The 24,509-nt window shown below is 44.1% G+C and carries 21 protein-coding genes and 1 tRNA gene; 18 read left to right on the top strand and 4 right to left on the bottom strand.

Annotation, left to right across the window (positions count from 1 at the left end):
- Positions 1-41: 41 nt before the first annotated feature.
- The 3 genes from FW774_RS11440 to FW774_RS11430 all read right to left on the bottom strand — a co-directional run bounded on the left by FW774_RS11440 (position 42) and on the right by FW774_RS11430 (position 5,835).
- Positions 42-1,358 (bottom strand): TolC family protein, encoded by a 1,317-nt coding sequence (locus FW774_RS11440; protein WP_149348301.1) that lies wholly within the window; start codon positions 1,356-1,358, stop codon positions 42-44.
- On the bottom strand, positions 1,355-4,468 hold the full coding sequence (locus FW774_RS11435; RefSeq protein WP_149348300.1) for an efflux RND transporter permease subunit: 3,114 nt from the start codon (positions 4,466-4,468) through the stop codon (positions 1,355-1,357). The genes FW774_RS11440 and FW774_RS11435 overlap by 4 nt, the downstream gene beginning before the upstream one ends.
- A 290-nt stretch (positions 4,469-4,758) precedes the next feature.
- Positions 4,759-5,835, bottom strand: a complete 1,077-nt coding sequence (locus tag FW774_RS11430; RefSeq protein WP_149348299.1) for an efflux RND transporter periplasmic adaptor subunit — start codon at positions 5,833-5,835, stop codon at positions 4,759-4,761.
- A gap of 447 nt (positions 5,836-6,282) precedes the next feature.
- On the opposite strand from FW774_RS11430, the gene FW774_RS11425 reads away from it, so the two are divergent.
- The 12 genes from FW774_RS11425 (at position 6,283) to FW774_RS11370 (ending at position 15,786) form a co-directional block, all read left to right on the top strand.
- A complete protein-coding gene (locus tag FW774_RS11425; protein WP_149348402.1) occupies positions 6,283-8,031 on the top strand; it encodes a M61 family metallopeptidase in 1,749 nt (582 codons plus the stop codon).
- A gap of 442 nt (positions 8,032-8,473) precedes the next feature.
- Positions 8,474-8,908 carry an RrF2 family transcriptional regulator gene (locus tag FW774_RS11420; protein WP_149348298.1) on the top strand — a complete coding sequence of 145 codons (435 nt, stop codon included), beginning with the start codon at positions 8,474-8,476 and terminating at the stop codon, positions 8,906-8,908.
- 81 nt (positions 8,909-8,989) lie between these two features.
- A complete protein-coding gene (locus tag FW774_RS11415; protein WP_197739840.1) occupies positions 8,990-11,137 on the top strand; it encodes a cbb3-type cytochrome c oxidase subunit I in 2,148 nt (715 codons plus the stop codon).
- 51 nt (positions 11,138-11,188) lie between these two features.
- A complete protein-coding gene (locus FW774_RS11410; RefSeq protein ID WP_149348297.1) occupies positions 11,189-12,205 on the top strand; it encodes a cytochrome c in 1,017 nt (338 codons plus the stop codon).
- Positions 12,202-12,474 (top strand): hypothetical protein, encoded by a 273-nt coding sequence (locus FW774_RS11405; RefSeq protein ID WP_149348296.1) that lies wholly within the window; start codon positions 12,202-12,204, stop codon positions 12,472-12,474. The genes FW774_RS11410 and FW774_RS11405 overlap by 4 nt, the downstream gene beginning before the upstream one ends.
- Position 12,475: 1 nt before the next feature.
- Positions 12,476-12,880 carry a cytochrome C gene (locus tag FW774_RS11400; protein WP_149348295.1) on the top strand — a complete coding sequence of 135 codons (405 nt, stop codon included), beginning with the start codon at positions 12,476-12,478 and terminating at the stop codon, positions 12,878-12,880.
- A 1-nt stretch (position 12,881) separates the two neighbouring features.
- Positions 12,882-13,283: a group III truncated hemoglobin gene (locus FW774_RS11395; protein ID WP_242457801.1), complete on the top strand. Its 402-nt coding sequence runs from the start codon at positions 12,882-12,884 to the stop codon at positions 13,281-13,283.
- Positions 13,283-13,723, top strand: a complete 441-nt coding sequence (locus FW774_RS11390) for a hypothetical protein (protein WP_149348294.1) — start codon at positions 13,283-13,285, stop codon at positions 13,721-13,723. Before FW774_RS11395 ends, FW774_RS11390 begins: the two co-directional genes overlap by 1 nt.
- A 125-nt stretch (positions 13,724-13,848) precedes the next feature.
- Positions 13,849-14,574 (top strand): iron-sulfur cluster repair di-iron protein, encoded by a 726-nt coding sequence (gene ric, locus FW774_RS11385; protein WP_149348293.1) that lies wholly within the window; start codon positions 13,849-13,851, stop codon positions 14,572-14,574.
- A 52-nt stretch (positions 14,575-14,626) separates the two neighbouring features.
- Positions 14,627-14,983 carry a DUF488 domain-containing protein gene (locus FW774_RS11380; protein WP_149348292.1) on the top strand — a complete coding sequence of 119 codons (357 nt, stop codon included), beginning with the start codon at positions 14,627-14,629 and terminating at the stop codon, positions 14,981-14,983.
- Positions 14,984-14,989: 6 nt separating this feature from the next.
- Positions 14,990-15,463, top strand: a complete 474-nt coding sequence (locus FW774_RS11375; protein ID WP_149348291.1) for a hemerythrin domain-containing protein — start codon at positions 14,990-14,992, stop codon at positions 15,461-15,463.
- Positions 15,463-15,786: a 2Fe-2S iron-sulfur cluster-binding protein gene (locus FW774_RS11370; RefSeq protein ID WP_149348290.1), complete on the top strand. Its 324-nt coding sequence runs from the start codon at positions 15,463-15,465 to the stop codon at positions 15,784-15,786. Before FW774_RS11375 ends, FW774_RS11370 begins: the two co-directional genes overlap by 1 nt.
- A 29-nt stretch (positions 15,787-15,815) precedes the next feature.
- Here the strand turns inward: FW774_RS11370 and FW774_RS20410 are convergent, their stop codons facing one another.
- Positions 15,816-15,977: a hypothetical protein gene (locus FW774_RS20410; RefSeq protein ID WP_187774876.1), complete on the bottom strand. Its 162-nt coding sequence runs from the start codon at positions 15,975-15,977 to the stop codon at positions 15,816-15,818.
- Between the two features lie 64 nt (positions 15,978-16,041).
- On the opposite strand from FW774_RS20410, the gene FW774_RS11365 reads away from it, so the two are divergent.
- The 6 genes from FW774_RS11365 to tig all read left to right on the top strand — a co-directional run bounded on the left by FW774_RS11365 (position 16,042) and on the right by tig (position 24,427).
- Positions 16,042-19,524 (top strand): response regulator, encoded by a 3,483-nt coding sequence (locus FW774_RS11365; protein WP_149348289.1) that lies wholly within the window; start codon positions 16,042-16,044, stop codon positions 19,522-19,524.
- A 74-nt stretch (positions 19,525-19,598) separates the two neighbouring features.
- The gene (locus FW774_RS11360; protein WP_149348288.1) at positions 19,599-20,429 is read left to right on the top strand and encodes a CheR family methyltransferase; all 831 of its coding nucleotides are present in this window, start codon (positions 19,599-19,601) and stop codon (positions 20,427-20,429) included.
- The gene (locus tag FW774_RS11355; RefSeq protein WP_149348287.1) at positions 20,422-21,039 is read left to right on the top strand and encodes a chemotaxis protein CheB; all 618 of its coding nucleotides are present in this window, start codon (positions 20,422-20,424) and stop codon (positions 21,037-21,039) included. The genes FW774_RS11360 and FW774_RS11355 overlap by 8 nt, the downstream gene beginning before the upstream one ends.
- Positions 21,036-22,649 carry a response regulator gene (locus tag FW774_RS11350; protein ID WP_149348286.1) on the top strand — a complete coding sequence of 538 codons (1,614 nt, stop codon included), beginning with the start codon at positions 21,036-21,038 and terminating at the stop codon, positions 22,647-22,649. The genes FW774_RS11355 and FW774_RS11350 overlap by 4 nt, the downstream gene beginning before the upstream one ends.
- Before the next feature lie 291 nt (positions 22,650-22,940).
- Positions 22,941-23,022: transfer RNA gene (locus FW774_RS11345), tRNA-Leu, on the top strand.
- A gap of 61 nt (positions 23,023-23,083) precedes the next feature.
- Positions 23,084-24,427 (top strand): trigger factor, encoded by a 1,344-nt coding sequence (tig, locus tag FW774_RS11340; protein ID WP_149348285.1) that lies wholly within the window; start codon positions 23,084-23,086, stop codon positions 24,425-24,427.
- Positions 24,428-24,509 lie beyond the last annotated feature (82 nt).

Here is a 24,509-nt window from a genome sequence, read left to right as displayed (position 1 = left end):
TTTATTTTAAAATAATTTTCCAGACGGATATAATTCCTGATTTATTGTAATTCTAACGTTCCCGATAGCTGTTTTAGTGCAATTTCTGATATTTTTGCAGCATACTGGGCATTGGTATACCGTACGCTGGCTTCTACGTAATTGAGCTGGGCCTCCCTGAAATCTATGGGTGCAACTGTGCCTAATTTGAATTTTTCTAACGTGATGTCCAGATTCTGCTTAGCCACAGCCTGGTTTTTCTGTTCAAGCGTTACTAACTTTAAATTGGTTTGGTACGTTTGGTAGGCCGACAGCAGCTGCGATTGAATATTCTGATGTAGCTTATCGTATTCAAGCCGGGCATTTTCTATTTCTATTGCAGCATTTTTTTCATTCTTTTTTTGCAAAAAACCATTGAATATGTTGATGGAGGCAGTAAGGCCATAGTTAAAACCTTTTCCTTGCGACTGCCGGGCAAAACCCAGTTCGGAGGTAGTTTTACTGAAATTATACCCGGTATTGAAACTAATATCAGGATAACGGCTGGCTTTTACCTGCTTAAGGTTCAGCTCGGCAATGCGTTGGTTTACAATAGCCGCCTGCAGATCGGGATTTAGGCTGGCCATTTGATTTTGAAGCGTATTCAGCGCCAGCTGATTATCAATAATAATGGTATCGGTTATAGTGAAATCGGTATTAATATCCCTGGCCAGCAACTCATTAAGCTGAATTTTGGATGTTTTAAACGCATCCTGCATGCGCAGCAGGTTTGTTGTATCAGTATTCAGGTCAACTTTAGCGTTAAGCACCTCCAGTTTGGCGGCTTTACCAATACTGTACCGGTTAGTTGCATTGCGTAACCGCAATTGTGAAATTTCAAGCGTGGTTTCGGCCGAATTTAATGCTTGTTGCTGGCTTACCAGGCTGTAATAAGCATTTATTACGTTGGTTACTGTTCCCAGGATAGTTGAACGTAAATTCACCTCGCCCAGCTTTTGCAGCTCTTTTAAACGGTCATAATTGGCAAACATCTCAAAACCATCAAAAATTTTCCAGTTCAGATTCACGCCATAAGTCATGCTGGAGTTTTTTGCACCTTCACGGTGAACCACCTGGCCGGTTGATTGGGTTTGATCGGTATTCTGGATGGTTGCATTGGAATTGAAGTCGCCGCTTACCATTGGCAAAATGCCGGCATTTGCCAGGCTTACATTATTTTTACTGATATCCAATGAATTTGATACCAGCTTAATATCGTAGTTGTTCTGTAATGCTATTTGTACGGCCTGTTCTACAGTTAATTTCTCCTGTGCAGCCAGTTGTTGATTGATAAATAGTGGCGCTATAAAAGCGTAAACTAAAGCAAGGATATATCTCATAACTCTACGGCTACCGGATCGGCGTTTTCTTTTTCTTTAACTTTTTCTTCAACGGCTGGATGTTTTAATTCTCTTGACCACATGGCATAGATGCCCGGAATAACAAACAGGGTAAGTATCAGCGAAAAGGTAGTTCCGCCTACGATAACAATACCCATGCCCATACGGCTTTTGGCTGCTGCACCTAAAGCCAGGGCAATAGGTAAGGCCCCCAGCACAATAGCCATACTGGTCATCAATATCGGGCGAAGACGGGCTTCCGCGGCCAGGATAATGGCTTCGGCTTTGGGTTTACCCTGTTCTTTGAGCTGGTTGGCAAATTCAACAATCAGGATACCGTTTTTGGTAACCAGCCCGATAAGCATAACCGTACCTATCTGGCTGAATATATTCCAGGTTTGCCCGAATAGCCACAGCGAAGCCATCGCACCGGCCACAGCTAAAGGAACCGTAATAATAATGATAAGCGGATCAATGAAACTTTCAAACTGTGCAGCCAGGATGAGATACACCAGCAGCAAGGCCAGTCCGAATGCAAACATGGTGTTTGAGCCGCTTTCCCTGAAATCCCGCGATTCGCCGCCAAGATCGGTAGAAAAACTTTTGTCGAGCACTTTAGCGGCTATACGATCCATCGCATCAATGCCGTCACCTAATGTTTTGTGAGGAGCCAGGCCAGCAGATATGGTTGCCGACATAAACCGGTTGTTGTGATAGAGCTGTGGCGGACTGCTTTGCTCTTTCATCTCGATCAGGTTATCTAACTGGATAAGCTGCCCGGTATTGCTTCGCACAAAAATAGACGAGAGGTCTAAAGGCTCTTCGCGGTCGTGCTTATCAAACTGCCCGACTACCTGGTACTGCCGCCCGTTCATTAAGAAATAAGCGAAGCGCTGTCCGCTTAATGCCAGTTGCAGCGTTTGAGCCACATCAAGTACAGAAACTCCTAAGCTTTGCGCTTTATCACGGTTTATGGTAACGTTAATCTCAGGCTTATTGAATTTCAGGTCTACATCAAACTGCGAGAACGTAGGATCACTACTAACCTGGTTTACAAATTCGGGCAGCTTTTCGCGAAGCTTTTCAAAGTTCGGGGCCTGTATAATATATTGTACCGGTAATCCTCCTTTACGGCTTACCGCGATGGTCGCCTGCTCGGTAAAGAATACTTTTCCTTCAGAAAACTGTTTGGCCAGCTTATTGAGCTTGGTTACAATTTCATGCTGTGAGCGATGCCGTTTTTCAGAATCAACCAGCTTGATGCTCAAACGGCCGGAGTTGGTTGAGCTGGCAGAACCCTGGCTTGAGGCTGTAATAACCAAGTTTACGTTCTTTTCAGGAACAGAATCATTAACCAGCTTAGCCAGTTTGTTCATAAATTTTTCGGTGTACTCAAATGACGAGCCTTCCGGTGTAGTAATGCTGGCTTTGAGCTGGTTACGGTCATCGTAAGGAGCCGTTTCCTTTTGCAGGATTTTCCAGAATAAGCCAATGAGTCCTAAGCAAACAATAACGACCGGCCAGCTGATCCACTTGCGTTTCATGAACGAAGTCAGCGCTTCAGCATAGCCCGAAGTCATTTTCTCAAAATAAGGCTCGGTGAGGTTGTAGAATTTTGATTTTTTGTGTGTTCCGCCTTTCATCAGGTAGGCATTCAGCATCGGTGTAAGCGTAAGCGATACAAAAGCAGAGATCAAAACGGCTGCGGCTATTACCACACCAAATTCACGGAATAACCGGCCTACAAATCCCTCTAAAAATATTACGGGCAGGAACACAGCGGCAAGCGTTATCGAAATGGAAATAACCGCTATAAAAATTTCATTGGCTCCTTTGATGGCTGCTTCTACGGGCGACATGCCTTCTTCCACCTTTTTAAAGATGTTTTCGGTTACCACGATACCGTCATCGACCACTAAGCCTGTTGCCAGCACGATAGCCAGCAGGGTGAGCACGTTTACCGAGAACCCGAACAGGTACATGATAAAGAACGTCGCTATCAGCGATACCGGAATATCTATTAATGGCCGGAAGGCAATGCCCCAATCCCTGAAAAACAGGTAAATGATCAGGATTACCAATACCAATGCCACCAGGATGGTTTCGGCCACCTCGGTTACCGATTTTTTGATAAACAGCGTGTAATCGATAGCCATTTTTAGCTGGATATCTTTCGGAAGCTCGTTTTTCAGTAACTCAAACCGCTTGTTTACAGCTTCGGATATATCCAGGTAATTAGAGCCGGGTTGCGGAATAATGGCCAGACCTACCATCGGGATACCGGATTCGCTGAGGCTGGTTTCCAGGTTTTCAGGGCCATATTCGGCACGGCCAACATCGCTAAAGCGGATAATATTACTTCCATCGGTCTTAATGATCAGGTTATCAAACTGATCGGGAGTAGACATGTTACCCAGCGTTTTAATGGTAAGCTCGGTGTTCTGGCCGGTAAGCTTACCCGATGGCAGCTCTACATTTTGCTGATCCAGCGCATTACGAACATCCTGTACGGTTAAGCCCATCGAAGCCAGCTTCATAGGATCGATCCATAAGCGCATGGCATAGCGCTTTTGTCCGTAGATATACACACTGCTTACGCCGGCAATGGTTTGTAATTGCTGGGCGATAACGTTTTCGGCATAATCGCTCAAATCCATAATATTACGGGTGCTGCTTTGCGCCGTTAATATCATAATGGGCTGCGAGTCGGCATCGGCTTTGGTTACAACCGGGGGAGCATCAATATCCTGAGGTAAAGAGCGTGCAGCCTGCGAAACTTTATCGCGGATATCGTTGGCCGCCTCTTCCAGGTTTTTATCCAGGTTAAATTCAACCGTAATGTTACTGGTTCCCAAACTGCTCGATGATGAGATATTGCGTATACCGTCAATTGAGTTGATGGACTTTTCCAGCGGTTCAGTGATCTGCGATTCAATAATATCGGGGTTTGCACCCGAATAACTGGTACGGACAGATATGGTAGGAGGATCGATAGATGGAAACTCCCGTATGCCGAGAAAGGTATAACCTATCACACCGAACAAAATCAGTATCAGGTTCATTACAATGGTAAGAACCGGTCTCTTTATACTTATGGTTGATAAGCTCATTTTTATAAGTAAAAATTCAAAAAATTAAAAGTAAAAATCCCTGTGCACTATTCTAAAACATGTTCAATATCCTAATCCCGGTTTAAAGCTGTTCTGCTATTTCGGCGTTATAAACGCCGGATATTTATGCACTCGTTCTGTAAACGAGCGCAGGCAGAAAGCCCACCCCGACCCTCCCTCAGGGAGGGAGTTAGACTATGCTGTGCCTTGTTTTTATTCTCACCTTCCACCTTCCACCTTCTACCTTCTACCTTCTACCTTCAGCCTTCCACCTTCAGCCTTCCACCTTCCTACCTTCCTTTCAGCTCCACCTTAACCGGCATATCAACTTTTAGTGCCATAATGCCGCTGGTTAATACCGTATCACCAACATGCAACCCTGATGTTACCAAAACGTCCTTATCGGTACGTTCCGAAGTTTCAATCAGCACCTGTTCGGCTTTTCCGTTTTTAGAAACATATACCTGCTTACCATTCAGCACGGGAATAACCGCTTCGCTGGGGATAAGTATGGCGTTTTTAACTATTGCCAGCGGTAACGATATCTTGGCAAATGAGCCTGGCAACAATTTCCCATCAGGATTAGGTACTTTAGCCCTTAGTTTTAACGTACGGGTGTTGGCATCAATAGCCGGTTCAAGGGCGTAAATGGTTGCCGTATGTTTCTCGGTCGAGCCATTTACAGTGAATGATAAGGCTGAGCCTACTTTTAGCCGGTCGGCATACTTTTCCGGTACGGCCAACTGCACTTTAAGTGGGTTGATACTTACCAGATTAGCTATCACAGTAGCTGGTGTAACATAATCGCCAACAGAAATGGTACGTAACCCGATACGGCCGCTGAACGGAGCCCGTATAATGGTTTTTGCGATCTGGGCCTGAATTAGCTGAGTTTGCGCCTGCTGCGATTTCAGGTCGGCAAGCGCTGTATCGTATTCTTCCTGACTAATAGCTTCTTTTTGCAGTAACAATTTGGCCCGATGTTCGGTTTGTGCTGCAAGTGCTTGTTTTGTAGTAGCTTGTGATAGCTGGGCCCGTAGTTCAGAATCGTCGATACGCAGTAAAACCTGGCCTTTACTTACCGTGCTGCCCTCCTGGAAATTAATGGAGCGTACTATGCCCGATACTTCAGCGGTAACCTTTATTTCCTCGTTGGCTTCCAGCGTTCCTGATAATGACAGGGTATTCGCGAATGTGCCGGTTTTTACAACCGTACCATAAACGCGTACGGGAGCGTTTCCCTGTTTTCCGCCACCTTTACCTTTACCACCGCCTGCGCCTTCTTCTTTATTTTTATGTATGCGATAGCCGATTAAAGCTACCAGGCCGATAACAAGCATGGAATAAATAATATATCTGGTCTTCATATAAGGTTCACTCTTCTGATTGATGGTTTCAGGCATTTTAAGGCCGGTTACTACAGGCTAAAAGTTTCTGAAATGCAGTTTAGTTTAATATAACGATACTCGCTAATGGTATCCTGATGTCAAATCTATTGGTTAATTTTTTCTAATAAAACGTTGTATCAACTATTTTACAGCATCATTTATGGGCTAAATTGTAGCAAACCGGTATTCAATAAATTTTATAATCGGGTTAAAAAGCTGTATAAAAATACGTTAATTTTAGCCGGCACAAACAACGGGTGCATTTCAAATGGTTGCATTATATTACTTTTGCGGACGGTAGGGTACACCGCTCACGGCAAACTGCCACGGCTGTTGAGACACCAGCCGGCGACGATTTGAAATACACCAACAAACAACCGGATTATGTCGAAAAAACACTGTAAGCTCCTGTTATTTCTTTTGTTTATGATACAATTTTCTGCTGCACAAACCAAAATTGCTTTTGAAGTTTCCTTTTCAGAACCACAAGCCCATTATACGGATGTTAAAATGCACATTTCGGGCATTGCTGCCGATTACCTGGATATAAAAATGCCGGTATGGGCGCCGGGTTCCTACCTGGTTCGCGAATTTGCCAAAAATGTAGAGCAGGTAAAGGCGTATGATAAAAATAACCGGCCGGTATCCTACAATAAAATCAATAAAAATACCTGGCGTGTACATACTGCCGGGCAGGAGGTATGGCTGAATTACCGTGTCTATTGTTTTGAAATATCGGTTCGTACCAGTTTTGTTGACAATAGTCATGCTTTTATATCACCTACCGGGATATTTATGTACGTAGACGGTCAGATAAACCAGCCTGCAATCATAACTGTTTCTCCGGCCCGGAACTGGACAAAAATTTCCACCGGCCTGGAAGCTGTAAAAGGTTCGTCAAATACCTACTACACACCCGATTTTGATATATTGTACGACTCGCCGATTGAGGTTGGTAACCAGGATATATTTGAATTTAATGCAGCAGGGGTGAAGCACGAAGTTGCCATGTACGGCGGCGGAAACTATGATAAAGAGCGTCTTAAGGTGGATATGGCGAAAATAGTGGAAGAAGAAACCCGTGTTTTTGGCGAGAATCCCAATAAGCGTTATGTATTTATTGTGCATAATTATGCAGATGGTGGCGGCGGACTGGAGCACCTGAATTCTACGGTTTTAGGCGCTTCGCGTAACGAGTATGCCAACCCATCCGGCTATATCAATTTTCTCCGGCTGGTGGCGCACGAATATTTTCATTTATGGAACGTAAAGCGCCTGCGCCCGGAGGCTTTGGGCCCGTTTGATTATGACCATGAGAACTATACTACCAACCTGTGGATTTCCGAAGGTTTTACGGCTTATTACGATAAATTGTTTGTAGCCAGAAGCGGCATGCAATCTCCCGGCAATTACCTGAATGCTTTGGTCAAGGACATTAATACGTATGAGAACCAACCGGGGAACAAATACCAGTCGGTGAGTGAATCGAGCTTTGACGCCTGGATAAAGCAATACCGCCCGAACGAAAATTCGCGTAACAACAGCATTTCGTATTATACTAAAGGAGCCCTTATCGGGATGTTGTTAGACCTGGAAATTATTCACGCCAGTAACGGTAAAAGAAGCCTTGACGATGTGATGAAGGCTGCTTATAACGAGTTTTACAAGAAGAAAAATAAAGGGTTTACCGATGCTGCCTTTAAAAATCTGCTGGAAATTGCTGCCGGTAAAAATCTCGATGCATTTTATGCCGCCTATATCAACGGAACCGAAGCCATCAAATATAACCAATACCTGGCTTATGCCGGATACAAGCTCGTTAACAATGCCGATTCCGGCACGCCGTACCTGGGTGTATCCACATCGGTAAAAGATGGTAAACTTATGGTTACCGGTATAGTGCGAAATTCAGGCGCCTGGGCTAACGGTATTAACGTTAACGATGAGCTTATTGCCATAGACGGTGAACGTGTAAACACTGACAAAGATCTTGATAAAATGATCTCTGCTAAAAAAGTTGACGATACCATATCTATATTAATTTCCCGCGACAACCGGGTACAAACCATTGTTGCCGAATTGAAGGAGAACCCAACGGTACAATACCGCATTGTTCCTATGGAACAAATTACATCGCAGCAGGCTGCTGTAAGGAAGAAATGGATAGGAGAGTAGACAACGTAAATGGCTGTCTGCACTAACTTTGACAACTTTCTAAAAGGTATCAAAGTTCTCGATAGCGCTAAGCTCTGCTTAGTGCTGTTACTCAAAAGCCTCCAGGCTTTTACGATTTTACCGCAGACAGCGTTCCAAACGCTGTCTGCGGTAACTTTGACAGCCTTCTAAAAGGTATCAAAGTTTCAGAGTAGCACTGTCCTGACCAAGCTAAACCCGGACAGGAGCGGCAGCCCCGAATGCAATGAGGGCTATAGCGGATGGCGGGACTATCAGTACCCAAATGCTATTGCAAGTGCTTTTCAAAAAACAGAATTGTTCAGCTTGTTAGTGATCTATTAAATGTAACGTTTATAGCGTGCTTTTAATGTAATTTAAAAATAAAAGATAAAAATATCTTTTATTAAAAATAACCTGTATATTTGCCGCGTAAAGCGATACGATGTTCTCAAAAACGTGTAAATACGCAATCCGGGCGGTAATATTCATTGCTCATAAATCAGCAGATGGAAGCAGGGTGGGGATAAAGGAAATTGCCAAAGGTATTGACTCGCCCGAGCATTTTATTGCGAAAATACTCCAGGATTTAGGCAAGAGAGGATTGGTGCAATCACTGAAAGGGCCGAACGGGGGTTTTTACCTGGATGAGGTATCTAAAAAACATACGCTGGCAGACGTGGTAGAAGCCATTGACGGCGATGGCATATTTACCGGGTGCGCCCTGGGGTTAAAGCAATGCTCTGAGATCAAACCCTGCCCGTTGCACAGCAAGTTCAAAACCATCAGGGAGCAGCTGCAAATTATGCTGGGCTCGGTAACTGTAGAAAACTTTAATGATGAGCTTAATGCCGGAATCAGCTACCTGAGAAGAAATTAGCATTTTTTTAACTTAATAAAAGATAAAAAGGTCTTATTATATTATAATATGTATATTAAACTTTCACAATTCGCAATCTGCATGCTCCTTTTAGGAGGGATGATGGCTCCGGCAAAAGCTCAGGCAGCTTCTGCGGGAGCAGGTAATTTTGCCTATGGTGATGCTTTCTTGATCAGTATAGGCATTTTGCTCCTGGTAGTAATTGCTGTAGCAGTCAGCTGGTTGCTGGTAAAAACCAAAGCCATTGCATCCCGCGAAAACGACATTAAGGAAGCCTCAAAACAAACCATGCTCGACGCTTATCTCACCAACCTGGATAGCGGCCAGATTGAAACGCTGATAAATGTAAGCAGGCAGAAAGCTGCTCCGGGAAAAGGCAGGCACACCAAAGCGAAGCTGCTAAGCCTGCTAACCGGCTTGTTTTTATGCGGCAACAGCACCGCTTTGTTGGCACAGCCCAGCAATGCGGCATCGGCTTCTTTAAGCAGCGAAGGGGGGATTATCATTACTGTTGTTTTAATTCTTACACCCATTGTGGTTGGTATACTGCTGCTGGTTGTTAAAATTATAAATAGCCTGAAGCAATACCAGAATAAGCAAAATCTGGCCGAAGCCGAACGGCTGGCGGCCTACCTTAAAACCTTACCGGCAGAAGCCATTACGCCGGAATTGCAAAAACGCAAGGCTGCGCTGGATTTCCAGTTGAGCCACACCGAATTATCAGGGAATCTTCCGGCCGAGGATGAAATTGGCTTGCTGAACAATATAGATCATAAAGCCGTTTTGCCTATTGTAGCTGTTAAAAAGAAAGCGCAGAAGCGCCCGAATATCGACCCGCAGCTATCAAAGTTGGTATTGTGGTACATCGGCTGTGCTACCTTCTGGCTGTTATTCGGAACAACCTTAGGCGAATACCTGGGTATTAAGTTTGTAGCTCCTGATGCCGACCATTTCAGCTGGCTGAGCTTTGGCCGCTTACGGCCGGTACATACCAACTCGGTATTCTGGGGATGGGCATCGTTAGGGATGTTAGGCTTAGGCTATTATGTCGTTCCGCGGGTAAGCAATACGCCCCTGTACAGCTTAAAAGCCGCCTGGTACGCACTTTATTTAATTAATGCCGCGGTAATAATAGGCTCGATCAGCTTAATGGCCGGCCTGAATAATGGCGGCGGCGAATATCGCGAATATATATGGCCCATTATGCTGCTTTTCGGCATCGGGTTGGTGCTTACGCTGATCAATTACCTGAAAACCATTGCCCGCCGTACCACCAAAGAAATATACATATCAAACTGGTACATTGTAGCCGCGGTAATGTTTGCATTGGTTATTGCCGTTGTGGCTTACGTTCCGCTTTGGCAGGATGGCCTGGGCGAAACCATTATACAGGGCTATTATATGCACCAGGGCGTGGGCATGTGGTTTATGCTGTTCACGCTTGGTATTGTGTATTATTACCTGCCACAGCAGCTTAATAAACCCATTTATTCGTACAGCCTGGGTATACTGGCTTTCTGGACACAGATTCTGTTTTACACCTTGATCGGTACACACCACTTTGTGTTCAGCTCCATTCCGTGGGCATTACAAACGGTGGCTATTGTGGGAAGCGCCGGAATGGCCATCCCGGTAATTGCCGGAACAACCAACTTTTTAATGACCTTTAAGGGCGCCTGGCACAAAATAGCTGGCAGCTACACCTTGCCGTTTTTCCTGGTGGGAATTGTGTTTTACTTTACCGGCTCTATGCAGGGTACGGCCGAAGCATTTCGCTCCACTAACCTCATCTGGCATTTTACCGATTTTACGGTGGCGCACTCGCACCTCACCATGTATGGTATCATCTGCTTCTTCCTGTGGGCGGGCATGTACGCCGTAATTCCCCGTTTAACGGGAAAAGAGCCGCCTCAGATAACCGTGGGAGCCCACTTCTGGCTGGCATTGATCGGCTTGTTGTTTTATACCATCCCGTTAATGTATGGCAGCACCATGAAAGGACTGATGTGGCTGGAAGGGAAGCCATTTATTGAAGGTGTGGTGTTTATGGCTCCGTTCTGGCTGTGGCGTGCCATCGGCGGAAGCCTGATGTGGCTCTCGCATTTGTTTTTTGCCTATAACTTTTACAGGATGATTGCCCGCAACAATACCATCGATGTAAAGACAAAGGCATTTGAACTGTTAAGCCAGGATATTGCGTTAAACGAAGAAAAGGAATTAGCCGGTTAAGTGCTGAGACTCAGCTTTTGAATTTTGAATTTTGATTTTTGACTTATTAATATGGATTTTTTTGATAATCATAAAAAACTTTTCTGGACGGCATTCCTGTTTTTCGTTGTGCTGACTATGCTGGTAGCCATATTTCCGGCATTGAACAACCAGCGTAACTATGAACCTTTGCCAAATGCCGAGCCTCTGAGCGAAGATGCCATTGCCGGCAAAGCCGTATTTGTGGCCAACGGCTGCGTGGCCTGTCATACCCAGCAGGTGCGTAATGTGGATATGGACAAAACCTGGGGCGAGCGGCCCAGCATAGCTGCCGATTATGCAGGCATCCACCGTACCGATTTCTGGCGTAATACCGCAACGTTGATGGGTACAGAACGTACCGGCCCCGATCTGACCAATATCGGTAACCGCCAGCCCAGTTTAGACTGGAACCTGGTGCATTTGTATAATCCGCGTATCGTGGTAAAAGAATCAGTTATGCCGGCTTATCCCTGGATGTTCGAGGTTAAAAAGCATCCTGCCGAAGGCGATGTTGTGGTTAATATACCAGAAGAATATCTGGATGGCTCGGCAGGTAAAGTGGTAGCTAAAAAAGAAGCATTGCAACTGGTGGCGTACCTGCAATCGCTCAAACAAACCAAATTACCTGACGGCAGCCCGGTTCCGGAATTTTTATATAAGCGGGCGCCCAAAGCGCAGCCCGGGGCAGCGGGAGAGGAAGAGCAATTAGACGGTGCATCACTGTATACGGCTAATTGCCAGAGCTGTCACCAGGCTAATGGCGAAGGGTTGAAAGGAGCTTTCCCGCCGTTAAAAGGAAGTAAAATAGTTTTAGACGATAACCCGGAGCTGATGGTAGATATCATTATGAACGGTTACAGCGGACGTATACAGGAAGGCTTTGGCCCGATGCCGGCCATTGGCACAACCAATAACCTCAAACCCGAAGAGATTGCGGCTATTATGAACCATGAGAAAACAAGCTGGGGAAATAATGCCCGCAAAGTAACGGTTGATGAGATCAAAAAATTAATAGAAACGGTGAAAGTAAAATCGGCTCAAAAATGAAAAAATATATGAAGCGCATGATGTTATTGTTTCCGGCATTGCTGCTTAGCGTGGCCGCATGGGCGTGTCCGGCATGTGAGAAACAGCAGCCCAGGATTTTAAGAGGCATTACCCACGGTACCGGCCCGCAAAGCAACTGGGATTATGTCATTGTGTATATTGCCGTTGGTATTGTGCTGTTTACCTTGTTTTTTTCGGTAAAGTGGCTTATCCGTCCCGGCGAAAGATCAGAAAATCATATTAAACGGTTTGTTTTAGAGCAGGAATAACATGGAAGATAAAAGCAGGATATTTATTTTTATAGACGATAAAGAAAAGCCTATCGCAGAGTTTGTTTCGCCGGTAAATTTTGAGCTTGATACCCGAAAGCTGGTTGACGGACAGCATACGCTTAAAATAGTAAGCAAAGATCCTACAGGAAAAGAAGGTATACGCCTGATTCCGTTTGAGGTGAGAAACGGCCCGGCAATAGCTATAGAAGGTATTTCGGAGAATGCCGTGGTTGACGGTGTGCTACCTATTATGATCAATGCGTATGGTAAAGGCGATCAGAAAAAATTCCTGATAACCGGCAGCGAGACGCCGCACAGTATCCCGTCATGGGTATGGATTTTGATGATAGGTTTTGTAGGCTGGGCGCTGTATTACCTGGTTACCTATGTTTCAATAAAATAATATGATGATGAAGACGCCGAAAGACATACTTACACTGGACGATGTAAAATTACTGGTAGACACCTTTTACACCAAAGTGCGGGATGATCAATTGCTTGCGCCGATATTTAACGAGCGCATCCAGGATCGCTGGCCACAGCACCTGGAAAAAATGTACACCTTCTGGCAAACGGTGCTGCTGGGAGACCACACGTATTTTGGCAGCCCGTTTGTTCCGCATGCTAATCTTCCGGTAGATCATGCACATTTTGAACAATGGCTAAAGCTGTTTTACCAAACGGTTGATGAATTGTTTACCGGCGAAAAGGCCGAAGAAGCTAAATGGCGGGCCGATAAAATGGCCGAAATGTTTGAATATAAAATCAACTATTACCGCGAGAACCCTTTAAAAAAGATCTTATAATGGTAACCGTAAAATTTCCCCTGGTGCTTGTCTGCGTATTTTTATGGATCGGCTTTGTAAGCGCTATCAGCTTCCTGGAAGCCTGGCTGAAATTTCGTGCGCCGGGTATTACCATGCCGCTGGGGTTGGGTATCGGCAGGCTGGTATACAGCGTTTTAAATAAAATAGAATGGGTATTTGCCATAGCCATTATCCTGACCATGTTCCTGAGGGCCAAACCGTTTTTTCTGCCTGCAAATATGCCGGCTATTATTGTGGTTATACTGATCTTGCTGGTTCAAACCCTGTGGCTGCTGCCTACCCTTGACGCCCGTGCTACCATGTTTATAGCCGGTAAAACACCCGGATCGGCCAGCTACCACATCTATTATGTAATTGGAGAATTAATTAAGGTGGCAGGGCTGTTTATTTTTGGCATAGGCCTGTTTAAAACTGTTTAACCATTTAGCTTATGCCAATGAGAACAGGCAGATAACTTTTAGCTTTTAACCCCGAACCCCGGATTACTCGGGGGAGTTTCGCTAAACTCAACTTTAACTTTTGACTTAATATATAATATAGGATCATGGAAAATTTAGCACAAAAAACCGTTGGCGCAATTGTAGCAGACAACTATAAAACCGCATCCGTTTTTCAAAAATATCATATTGATTTTTGCTGTAATGGCGATCGTACGTTAGATGAAGCCTGCAAAGCTGAAAATGTGGATACCCGGTTACTGGAGCGGGAAATTGCATCGGCTTTAGAAGGAAGTCCCGAGAATTATAGCGGCTACAATACCTGGTCGTTAGATTTTCTGGCCGACTTTATCCAGAAGAAGTATCACGGTGGCATACGGGAGAGATCGCCCGAGATCACTGCTTACTTAGATAAGATCTGCAAGGTGCATGGCCAGCGGCATCCGGAGCTTAAGGATATCTATCACCTGTTTTCAGAATCGGTTGCCGAGCTGAATATGCACATGAAAAAAGAGGAAGTGATGCTTTTTCCATTCATCCGTAAAATGGTTCAGGCAAAAAATGAACAGTCGGAATTGGTTTTGCCCATGTTCGGAACGGTGCGCAACCCGGTACAAATGATGATGATAGAGCATAACCAGGAGGGCGAGCGTTTTCGGCAAATTGCCGGATTGAGCAACAATTATACCCCTGCGGATGATGCCTGCTCGACCTATAAAGTAGCTTTTGAGGCATTGAAAACATTTGAGGAAGATCTGCATGTGCACATCCACCTTGAAAATAATATCCTTTTTCCGAAATCAATTTTGTTGGAACAGGAGTTTAATGCATAGAGAATATAGCTATTGGCTGATGGCTATCAGCTAATAGCCTAAAACGTTTCCCATGTCTGCAATTACTATTAAACGGATATATGAGCCGGCTGCTAAAGCCGATGGTTTTAGGGTGCTGGTTGACCGGCTCTGGCCGCGTGGCATAAAAAAAGAAAATGCGCACCTGGATGAATGGGCGAAGGCGGTCGCTCCTTCGGATGCGCTGCGTAAGTGGTTTAACCACGACCCTGAGAAATGGGCTGAGTTCTGCCGCCGGTATGAGGCAGAATTGAAAGAAAATGAAGCGGTTGAAGCGTTGATTGAGCAGGTGAAAGAACACAAAACCGTTACCTTGCTGTATGCCGCTCACGACGAAGAGCATAACCAGGCCCTGGTATTGCAAAAATATATACACAAACGGCTTAAATAATCGGCTATGGCACAGAAACCTATCAGGCGCAACGAGAATATCCTCGAATTATCGCGTGAACATCATTACAGTTTATTGTTTTGCTGGAAAATAAGACAGGGTGTTAAGCAACAAGTAGCTCTTGAAAGAGTATGCCGTTATGTAAACTATTTCTGGCAGCAGCATTTGGGCGAGCACTTCCGTAAAGAAGAGGAGATACTTTTCAGTATGGTGCAGGATGAACCTGTACAAAAGGCGGCAGCCGACCATCAGCGCATCAGGCGGCAAATTGAAGCGCTGAACGATAACTGCACCGATACTTTGCTGCTGCAACTGGCCGATGAGGTTAATGAGCATGTGCGGTATGAAGAACGGATCCTTTTTCCGTATATGGAGCAGGTGCTGAGCCTTTCGCAACTGGAAGCTGTCGGACAACAACTCAACGCTTTGCACGATAACGTAAAAGATAATTATGCGGATGAGTTCTGGCTGGATAAATAATGGAGCATATCCCGGCTATTACATTTACCATTATTTATTCGGGGCGTGAACATTCTATACAAACCCGATGGGGGGAATACCGCGATCTGCGTGCATTGATCAATGATACGATGGACGTAGATGATTTCGGCCAGTGCGGTGGCACAGGGCGTTGTGCCACTTGCCTGGTTGAAATTACTAATTCAAAGGCACCGTTGCCACCCAGGCAGCGGAATGAGCAGACTTCTATTGAAAAAGCCGGAATTGCCAATCCCAATGTACGGCTATCCTGCCAGGTGTATATTACCGATGATCTGGATGGCGCCGTTGTCCGGATAACCTGAGAAAGCGAATCGCAGATTGCGCTTATACCTTAAGTATCATGGTAATTATCAGCTAATGCAAGCGCCCTAAACTGCCTGACTTTATAAAAATTAGCGTTTAACTGGTGAAGAATTACTTCCCTGGTATCCGGGATCATCCTTGTTTCTTCCGCCTTTCTTTTCTCCTTCCAGAGCTTCAGACTATACATCATAACAGCAACAACATAAAAAATTTAAGTGTGCTTAAAATCCTTTGCTTTTTTTGTATAATTGGCTATGCGTAAGTTTACTTTTCAGCAGCAGGTTTTAACCGGGTTTGGCATTACCCTGTTTTTTGTATTTGTTCTGGCTATAGTATCTTATTTAAGCATACAAAAGCTGCAATCGGATATAAACTGGGCAAACCGTACTGAGAAAATTGTTACCCTTTCAGGCAACATACAACAATATCTTGTTGATGCAGAAACAGGTCAGCGGGGATATATTATTACCGGTTCAGAAGCATACCTGGATATTTATAACCTGTCTGTTAACAACGTTGATCCGGCCATACTTCAGCTTAAATCATTACTTGCCGGTTCAAATGATCAACTGGTAAATGTTGACTCGTTACAACTGTATGTTTCGCGGAAAATTGCCGAAATGAAATATACTATCGGCTTACGTAACAGTGCGGGTTTTGAGGCAGTTCAGAAAAGAATATTACAGAATCACGGAAAGCTGTACATGGATAAAGTGCGCTCGTATATCGCAAGTATCCAGGCATTTGAAAATAAAAAGCTGATTCAGCGCAGAAGTCAGAGCGAGGCCGGCGTTGACCGGACATTACTGGTTATTTTAAGTGGCTCGTTCATTATTCTTTGCCTGATATTGTTACTGCTATCGTATATTATCCGCACGTTCAGGCAGCAAAAGGTAATAGAAAACCAGATGCGTATGGCTAACAAAAACCTGCGGCAGGTTTCTGAAGAAAATAGAAATAAGAACTGGTTATTAAAAGGTACATCGATGCTGGATGAATCGATGCGTGGTGAGCTGGAGGTTGGAGAAATAGCAACCAATGTAATTACCCGGATGGCCGAATATATGAATGCAAAAGTGGCTGCGCTGTATTTAGCCAATGAGGCCGGCGATGTCTTAAAGCTTGCTGCCAGCTATGCATATTCGCATAAAAAAATGCCTGTAACCTACAAAATAGGCGAAGGCTTGCTCGGACAGGCGGCTCTTGAAAAAAAACGTATTGTTTTAGAAAATGTACCCGAAAATTACATTAAAGTAAGCTCAGGGTTGGGCGATACCAGGCCAGGCTCGATAGTTTTACAACCCTTTTTATTTAACGGTAACCTGAAAGGGGTTATCGAGCTTGCTTTTGTAGAAAAAGTTGGCACGCAATCGCTAAAATTACTAAGCATTATTGCCGATAGCATTGGCATTTCAATCAATGCAGCGCAGGCTCGTGTAAAAATGCGTGATCTGTTTGAACAAACCCAGCAGCAGGCCGAAGAATTAGAGACCCAGCAGGAAGAGCTTCGTACCACCAATGAGGAGCTGTTGCAAAAAACACATCTATTGCAGGCCTCTGAAGAGGAGCTTCGCGTACAGCAGGAAGAATTGCGGCAAATCAATGCTGAGCTGGAAGAAAAAGCAGAACTGCTTGAAGAACAGCATAAAACGGTAGAGCGGGCCCGCGAAGCTATCAGCGCCAAAGCCCGGGAGCTGGAGCAAACCAATAAGTACAAGTCAGAATTTATGGCCAATATGAGCCATGAATTGCGTACGCCATTAAACAGCATCCTTATCCTGGCCCGTATACTTAAGGAAAACAAAAGCAATAATTTGGCAGATGAGCAGGTAAAGTACGCCGGTGTGATACATAATGCCGGCAGCGACCTGCTGATGCTGATCAATGATATTCTCGACCTTTCTAAAATTGAATCCGGCAAGCTGGAACTTACGGTTGAAGAAGTCAGCCTGGCAGAGATCAGGCAGGAGCTTGAGCTGTTATTTAGCGAAGTAGCTAAGAATAAGAATATTACTTATGAGTTTCACGTAGATGATGCCGTGCCCGATACGTTGATCTCAGACAGGATGCGTATTGAGCAGATCATTAAAAACCTGTTATCCAACTCCTTTAAGTTTACTCCCGAAAACGGTCGTATTACGGTAGATATTCATCTGGCCGGGGCAGATATAAACTATTATAATCCCGATCTGATACAGGTAGCCGATAAGCAAATTGTTGCCATTAGCGTATCTGATACCGGCATAGGCATTTCAGAAGATAAGCAGCAGGTGATTTTTGAGGCGTTCAGGCAGGCCGATGGCTCAACCAGCAGGCAGTATGGCGGCACCGGGCTCGGATTATCAATAAGCAGGCAGCTGGCCTTGATGCTGGGCGGCGAAATTCATGTAAAGAGCAATCTTGGCGAAGGCAGCACGTTCACCCTGTACCTTCCGGTAAAGGCCGGTACATCACTGCAACAATCGGCCGCCGCAAATTCTTTATCACAAAAGGATACCGTTAAGCAGGATGCATTACATAAAGCGGCAACAAATAAGTCAGAAGAGCATATTCTGCTTATTGTTGAAGACGATGAAATATTTGCCGATATATTAAAAAGCTATGCCCTTGAACGAGGGTTTAAACCCATACTGGCACACCGGGGAGATATTGTAGTAGAGATGGTTTTAGCACAACGTCCGGACGCTATTGTAATGGATGTTATGCTGCCGGTGATGGATGGTTGGGAAGTGCTGAAAGCATTGAAGGCCAATCCCGAGACAAGGCATATCCCGGTACACATGATGTCTGCCGGCGATGAGCGGGCCATGCAGGCCAGGCAGGAGGGAGCTATCGGTTTCCTTAAAAAGCCGGTCAATAAAGAATCGCTTGAAAATGCGTTTAACCTGTTAAGCCAGAGCGGCCGGCTGAACCTGAATAAGGTTTTGCTGATAGAAGATCACGAGGTGCAAAGTGAAAACCTGCGGCAGCAATTGGCAGAAAATGCAGCCGAAGTGATACAGGCATTTAGCGGTGAAGAAGCATTGCAAAAGTTACAGGGGACTGGTAGCATTGACTGCATTATACTTGATCTGAACCTGCCCGATATGTCGGGATTAGACCTGCTGGATAAAATTAAAGCCGATAAGCAGCTGGCCGAGATCCCGATCATAATTAATACGGCTATGGAGCTGGATGAGGAGAGCCTGGCACGTGTAATGCAGCATACCCACGCTATGGTGCTGAAAAATAATAAATCAAACGAGCGTTTGCTGGATGAGGTAAACCTCTTTATGCATAAAATTAAGGCCGGTACCATCAGTACAAACCCCGGCAAGCCGCATACAGGCAAATCCGGTAAGCAGGTATCAACATTAGAAAAAGCGCTCGAAAATAAAAATGTGCTGATTGTAGATGATGATATGCGCAACATTTTTGCCCTTACCAGTGTTTTACAGGAGTATAATCTGAATATAGAAATTGCCACAAACGGACATGAAGCACTAAAAAAACTGGATGAAAAACCTGAAACAGACATTATTTTGATGGATATTATGATGCCCGAAATGGATGGTTATGAGGCCATCAGGGAACTGCGTAAGCAAAAACGGTTTAAAAAGCTGCCTGTAATTGCACTTACCGCAAAGGCGATGAAAAACGACCGGGAAAAATGTATAGAGGCCGGGGCCAGCGATTATATCACCAAACCGATAGATGCCGATATGTTGCTTTCAATGATGCGGGTTTGGTTAAGTTAGATGTAGCTATGACCTATTGAGCTGTTGTTAGCCCTTCGGGGTTTTGACTTTTTACTTAACACCTGCGCTAAACTATGGAGGGATCCACAACATATACCATAACATTTAATGAATTGAATGAATTGACGGAGCTGGTGTACAAAATTTACGGACTTGATCTGACTGGTTATGCAAAGGCATCGTTAAAACGCCGGGTAACACGCCTGATGCACGTTAAGCATTTGCCGCTATTTGATTTACGCTCTGTATTGATCAATGATCCTGATTTTTTTGATGAATTTTTAGCCGGTATCACGGTCAACGTTACAGAAATGTTCCGCGATCCTGATTTTTATAAAGCATTTCGCGAAAAAGTATTGCCTTACCTGGCGTCGTTTCAGCGAATTAAAATATGGAATGCAGGCTGTTCAAGCGGCGAGGAGCTGTATTCGTTTGCCATATTATTGTACGAAGAGCAATTGTATAAGCGGGCATTCTTATATGGTACAGATATCAACACGCGGGTAATAGAACAAGCCAAAAAAGGTATCTACAACCTCAGAAGCATGAAACAGTATTCAGAGAATTACCAGGCCTCGGGGGCTATACACTCGCTTTCAGAATATTACATTGCAAAATACGATGCCGCCTGTATACTTCAGAAATTAAAAAAGCACACGCTTTTTTCAGTGCATAACCTGGTGTCAGACGGAGTATTTAATGAATTTCAGGTGATCGTATGTCGCAATGTGCTTATCTATTTTGATATAGAGCAGCAGCAAAAAATTATTGATCTTTTCTATAACAGTTTATGTATGCTTGGTTTTTTATGCCTGGGCTCTAAAGAAAGCCTGCGCAGCGATGAGCTTAAAAACCGGTTCAGGATCATAGACCGTATCGAAAATATTTATCAAAAAATTGCTTGATCTGAGCCAACATATCGAACGAAGAATTACCGATGCAGAAATTTTGCTTATTGGCTGTTCTGCCGGTGGGTTCAGCCTGGTATTTGATATGGTAACCTATCTGCCGGGAGGTTTCCCGCTGCCGGTAATTGTGGTGATGCATCGTGGTAAAAACTATAGATCATCTGTAGAAGCATTATTGCAGCAGAAATCGCAGGTTAGGGTAAAGCTGGCAGAAGACAAAGAGCAGATCAGGAGAAATACGGTTTACTTTGCGCCGGCCAACTATCACGTGCTGGCAGAGCCCGAGAAAATGCTCTCGCTTGATGCATCAGAGCCGGAGCATTATTGCCGCCCGTCTATTGATGTAACCTTTAAAAGCGTTGCCGATGTGTACGGAAGTCATGTTATTGCAGTATTATTATCGGGAGCTAATGCCGATGGCGCCGGTGGTTTATGTTATATTGCCGGTAAAAACGGGTTATCTGTTATACAAAACCCCGAAGTGGCCGAAGTTCGTATCATGCCCCAAGCTGCATTAGATCGCTGCAATCCCGATTTGATCTTAGATAACGAGGCATTATTTGAATTGTTAGATAAAATAGCCATTTTGCATAACATTAAACTATGAGTGTCAACATCCTTATCGTAGACGATAAACCGGAGAATATTATATCGCTTGAAGCGCTGTTAAAGCAAGGCGATATCAATATTATTTCTACAACATCGCCTAACGAAGCCTTGCGGATATGCTGGGAGCAGGATATTTGTATCGCCCTGATCGATGTTCAGATGCCGGGAATGGATGGCTTTGAGCTTGCCGAAACACTGAAAAGCAATCAGCGTACACGCGATATCCTGATCATTTTTGTTACAGCCATATCTAAAGAAAGTAAATATGCCGTAAAAGGCCTGAATGCCGGGGCCATCGATTATCTGTACAAACCCTTAGATCCCTACATTACCACAGCCAAGGTAAACTCGTTTATCAAGCTTGTTGTTACAGAAAGAGAGCTGAAACGGAAAAATCTGGAGCTGGAGGCATTCCAGAAAAAGCTGGTTGAAGCAAAAGAGCAGGCCGAACAGGAAAAGCGTACAAAGGAAAATTTTCTGGCCAACATGAGCCACGAGATCAGAACGCCGGTAAACGGCATTATCGGGCTAACTCACCTGCTGATGAGTACGTCGTTAAACGATGAGCAGAAACAGCTTGCCGATCTATTGCATGTATCGTCACAATCGTTGATCGGAGTTGTTAACGATGTTTTAGATATATCAAAAATAGAATCAGGAAAATTCAAAATAGTACGTTCAGAAACCAATTTATTACAGCTTGCCAAATCAATTATTGAGCTTTTTGTGTTCAGGGCAAACGAAAAAAATATTCACCTGGCATTGGATATTAGTCCCGATGTTCCCACACTGATCATGGCCGATGCCCTGCGTTTAAACCAGATACTGATGAACCTGGTAAGCAATGGCATCAAATTTACTACCGATGGTTCTGTAACACTGTCAATTAAGGTTATTGATAGGGACGGTGATACTGCCCGGATAGAATTTGCGGTAATTGATACAGGCATAGGTATAGCCAGTAACCGGCTGAATGTAATATTCGATTCATTTGAACAGGCCGATGATAGTATTGCGCAAAGCTATGGCGGCACAGGATTGGGTCTTTCTATTGTGAAAAAGCTGGCCGAGCTAAAAGGCGGGGAATTATCGGTAACCAGTACCGAAAATGAAGGAAGCGCTTTTAAATTTACCAATTGGTACCGCGTGATCGATGACAAGGCAGCGGCGAAAAAAATAGATCAACATTCAGTGGAATTACCTAAATTTAATAACATCAGGGTATTGCTTGCCGAAGACAATACGGTCAGTCAGTTTATGCTGACTAAAATACTTGGTAGCTGGAATATCGAGGTAGATATAGCAGGCGATGGTGAGCAGGCTATTCAGCTACTAAAGGAAAAAGACTTCAATTTGGTTCTGATGGATACCCACATGCCGAAGCTTAGCGGTTATGAAGCTATTCACCAGATCAGGACTAATATGCCGGCAGACAAAAAAGATATACCGATAATTTCATTGTCGGCAGCCATATTAGAAGAAGAGCAGGCAACAGCCATGCAAAGCGGGGCAGATGATGTATTGAACAAACCTTTTGAGCCCTTAACATTGTACCGTAAAATAGAAAGCCTGTTAAAGAAGAAGCAGGAACCGGTAAGTATTAAATAGATTAAACCTCGTTCGCAGGATTTTAAAGAGGGTATCTTAAAAGTCTCCTATGGTCATCCTGAGCTTAGTCGAAGGATTGGTTCATCATGGCTACAAGCGCTTCCCCCGAGACTTCGGGGTCAGCGTGACTGTAAATTGATGGTTTTGCTGACTTTTGAGATACCCTCTCTGGATAACTACTGCTTTTTTACTTTTTGCTTTTTACTTTTGAATTTTAAATGTATCTTTGCCGACCAAAATAATTCTTAATCATAACGGTGATTAAAGATTGTTTTAACATAAATCCTATATGCGGAAGTGGCGTAATTGGTAGCCGCACCAGACTTAGGATCTGGCGCCGCGAGGCGTGGGGGTTCGAGTCCCTTCTTCCGCACTGAATTAACCCCGGCTCAAAACCGGGTTTTTTTGTATTGAGGCAATAAACGCAAAAACAAATGAACATTACACAGGAGAAAATTGATAACCTGAATTCGGTAGTAAAAATTAACATCAATCCCGAAGATTATCAGGCACGTGTTGACAAAGCAATAAAAGAACATGCTAAGAAAGCAAAAATACCAGGCTTTCGTCCCGGTATGGTGCCTCCTGCACATATCAGAAAAATGTATGGTAAAAGCATCCTGGTAGATGAAGTAAATAATCTGCTTGCCGATACCTTAAACAACTACATCAACGACAATAAGCTCGAAATTTTAGGTCAGCCGCTACCCAAGCCGGTTGATACACAGTTTAACTGGGATTTTAACGATAATTTTGAGTTCGATTACGAGTTAGGGCTGGCTCCCGAATTTACCATTGATTTTTCATCCAAAGATAAAATCACTTCGTACGATATTACCGTTGATCCGGAAACCTTAGAATCACGCATATCAAACCTGCGCAAAAGCTATGGTAAACGCACTAATCCTGACGTTTCGGCAGATGGTGACATGCTGTATGCCGAATTTCAGCAGCTGGCAGCCGATGGCTCTGTTTTTGAAGGTGGTATAAACAGCACCACTACATTGCGTTTAGACCAGGTTAAAAATGCGAAAATTAAAAAGTCGCTTATTGGCCTGAAAAAAGACGATACGGTAGACATTGACATTCAGAAGGCCTTAGATAACGATACAGAGCAAATTGCCAGGTTGCTGAATATCAGTGAAGAAGATGCTAAAGATTTAAAATCAAACTTCCGGTTAACCGTAAAAAATATTAACCGTCTGGAAGAAAGCGATTTAAATCAGGAGTTCTTTGATAAATTATTTGGTAAAGACGAGGTTAAAACCGAGGAAGAATTTAAGGCCCGGATTGAAAAGGAGCTGGAGGCAATGATGGAGCAAAACGCCGAGCAGCGCCTGCAAACCGATCTTCATGCTTTTGTATTATCCAAAATAGATTTTCAGCTACCCGATGAGTTTTTAAAACGCTGGTTAAAAGCAACCAACGAGAAGCTTACCGAAGAAGAGCTGGCTCAGGGTTATGATGAATTTGCCCGCAACCTGAAATGGACACTGATTGAAAACAAGATCATCAAGGATAATAACATCGAAATTAAGTACGAAGAGGTGTTTCATGCTGCTAAGCTGCGCTTAGATGCACAATTCAGGATGTACAGTCCACAACCATTACCCGAAGATCAGTTATCACAATACACTGTACAATTTTTACAGAATAAAGAAAATGCCAACCGCATTATTGAAGAAGTAAAAGCGCAGAAAGTATTTGATCATCTTAAAACGGTAGTTACGCTTGATAAAAAGAAGATTGCTTATAACAAGTTCCTGGAATTAGCGTAAGCAAAAAGCTGTACAGTAAAAATATAAGGCTCACAAAGCCTGCAGGTCATGCCGGATTATTCCGGCATTTCTTTTATCCGGT

The sequence above is a fragment of the Pedobacter sp. BS3 genome (genome assembly GCF_008274585.1).
In the GTDB taxonomy this organism is placed as follows: domain Bacteria; phylum Bacteroidota; class Bacteroidia; order Sphingobacteriales; family Sphingobacteriaceae; genus Hufsiella_A.
This window is presented reverse-complemented; position numbering and strand designations above follow the sequence as displayed.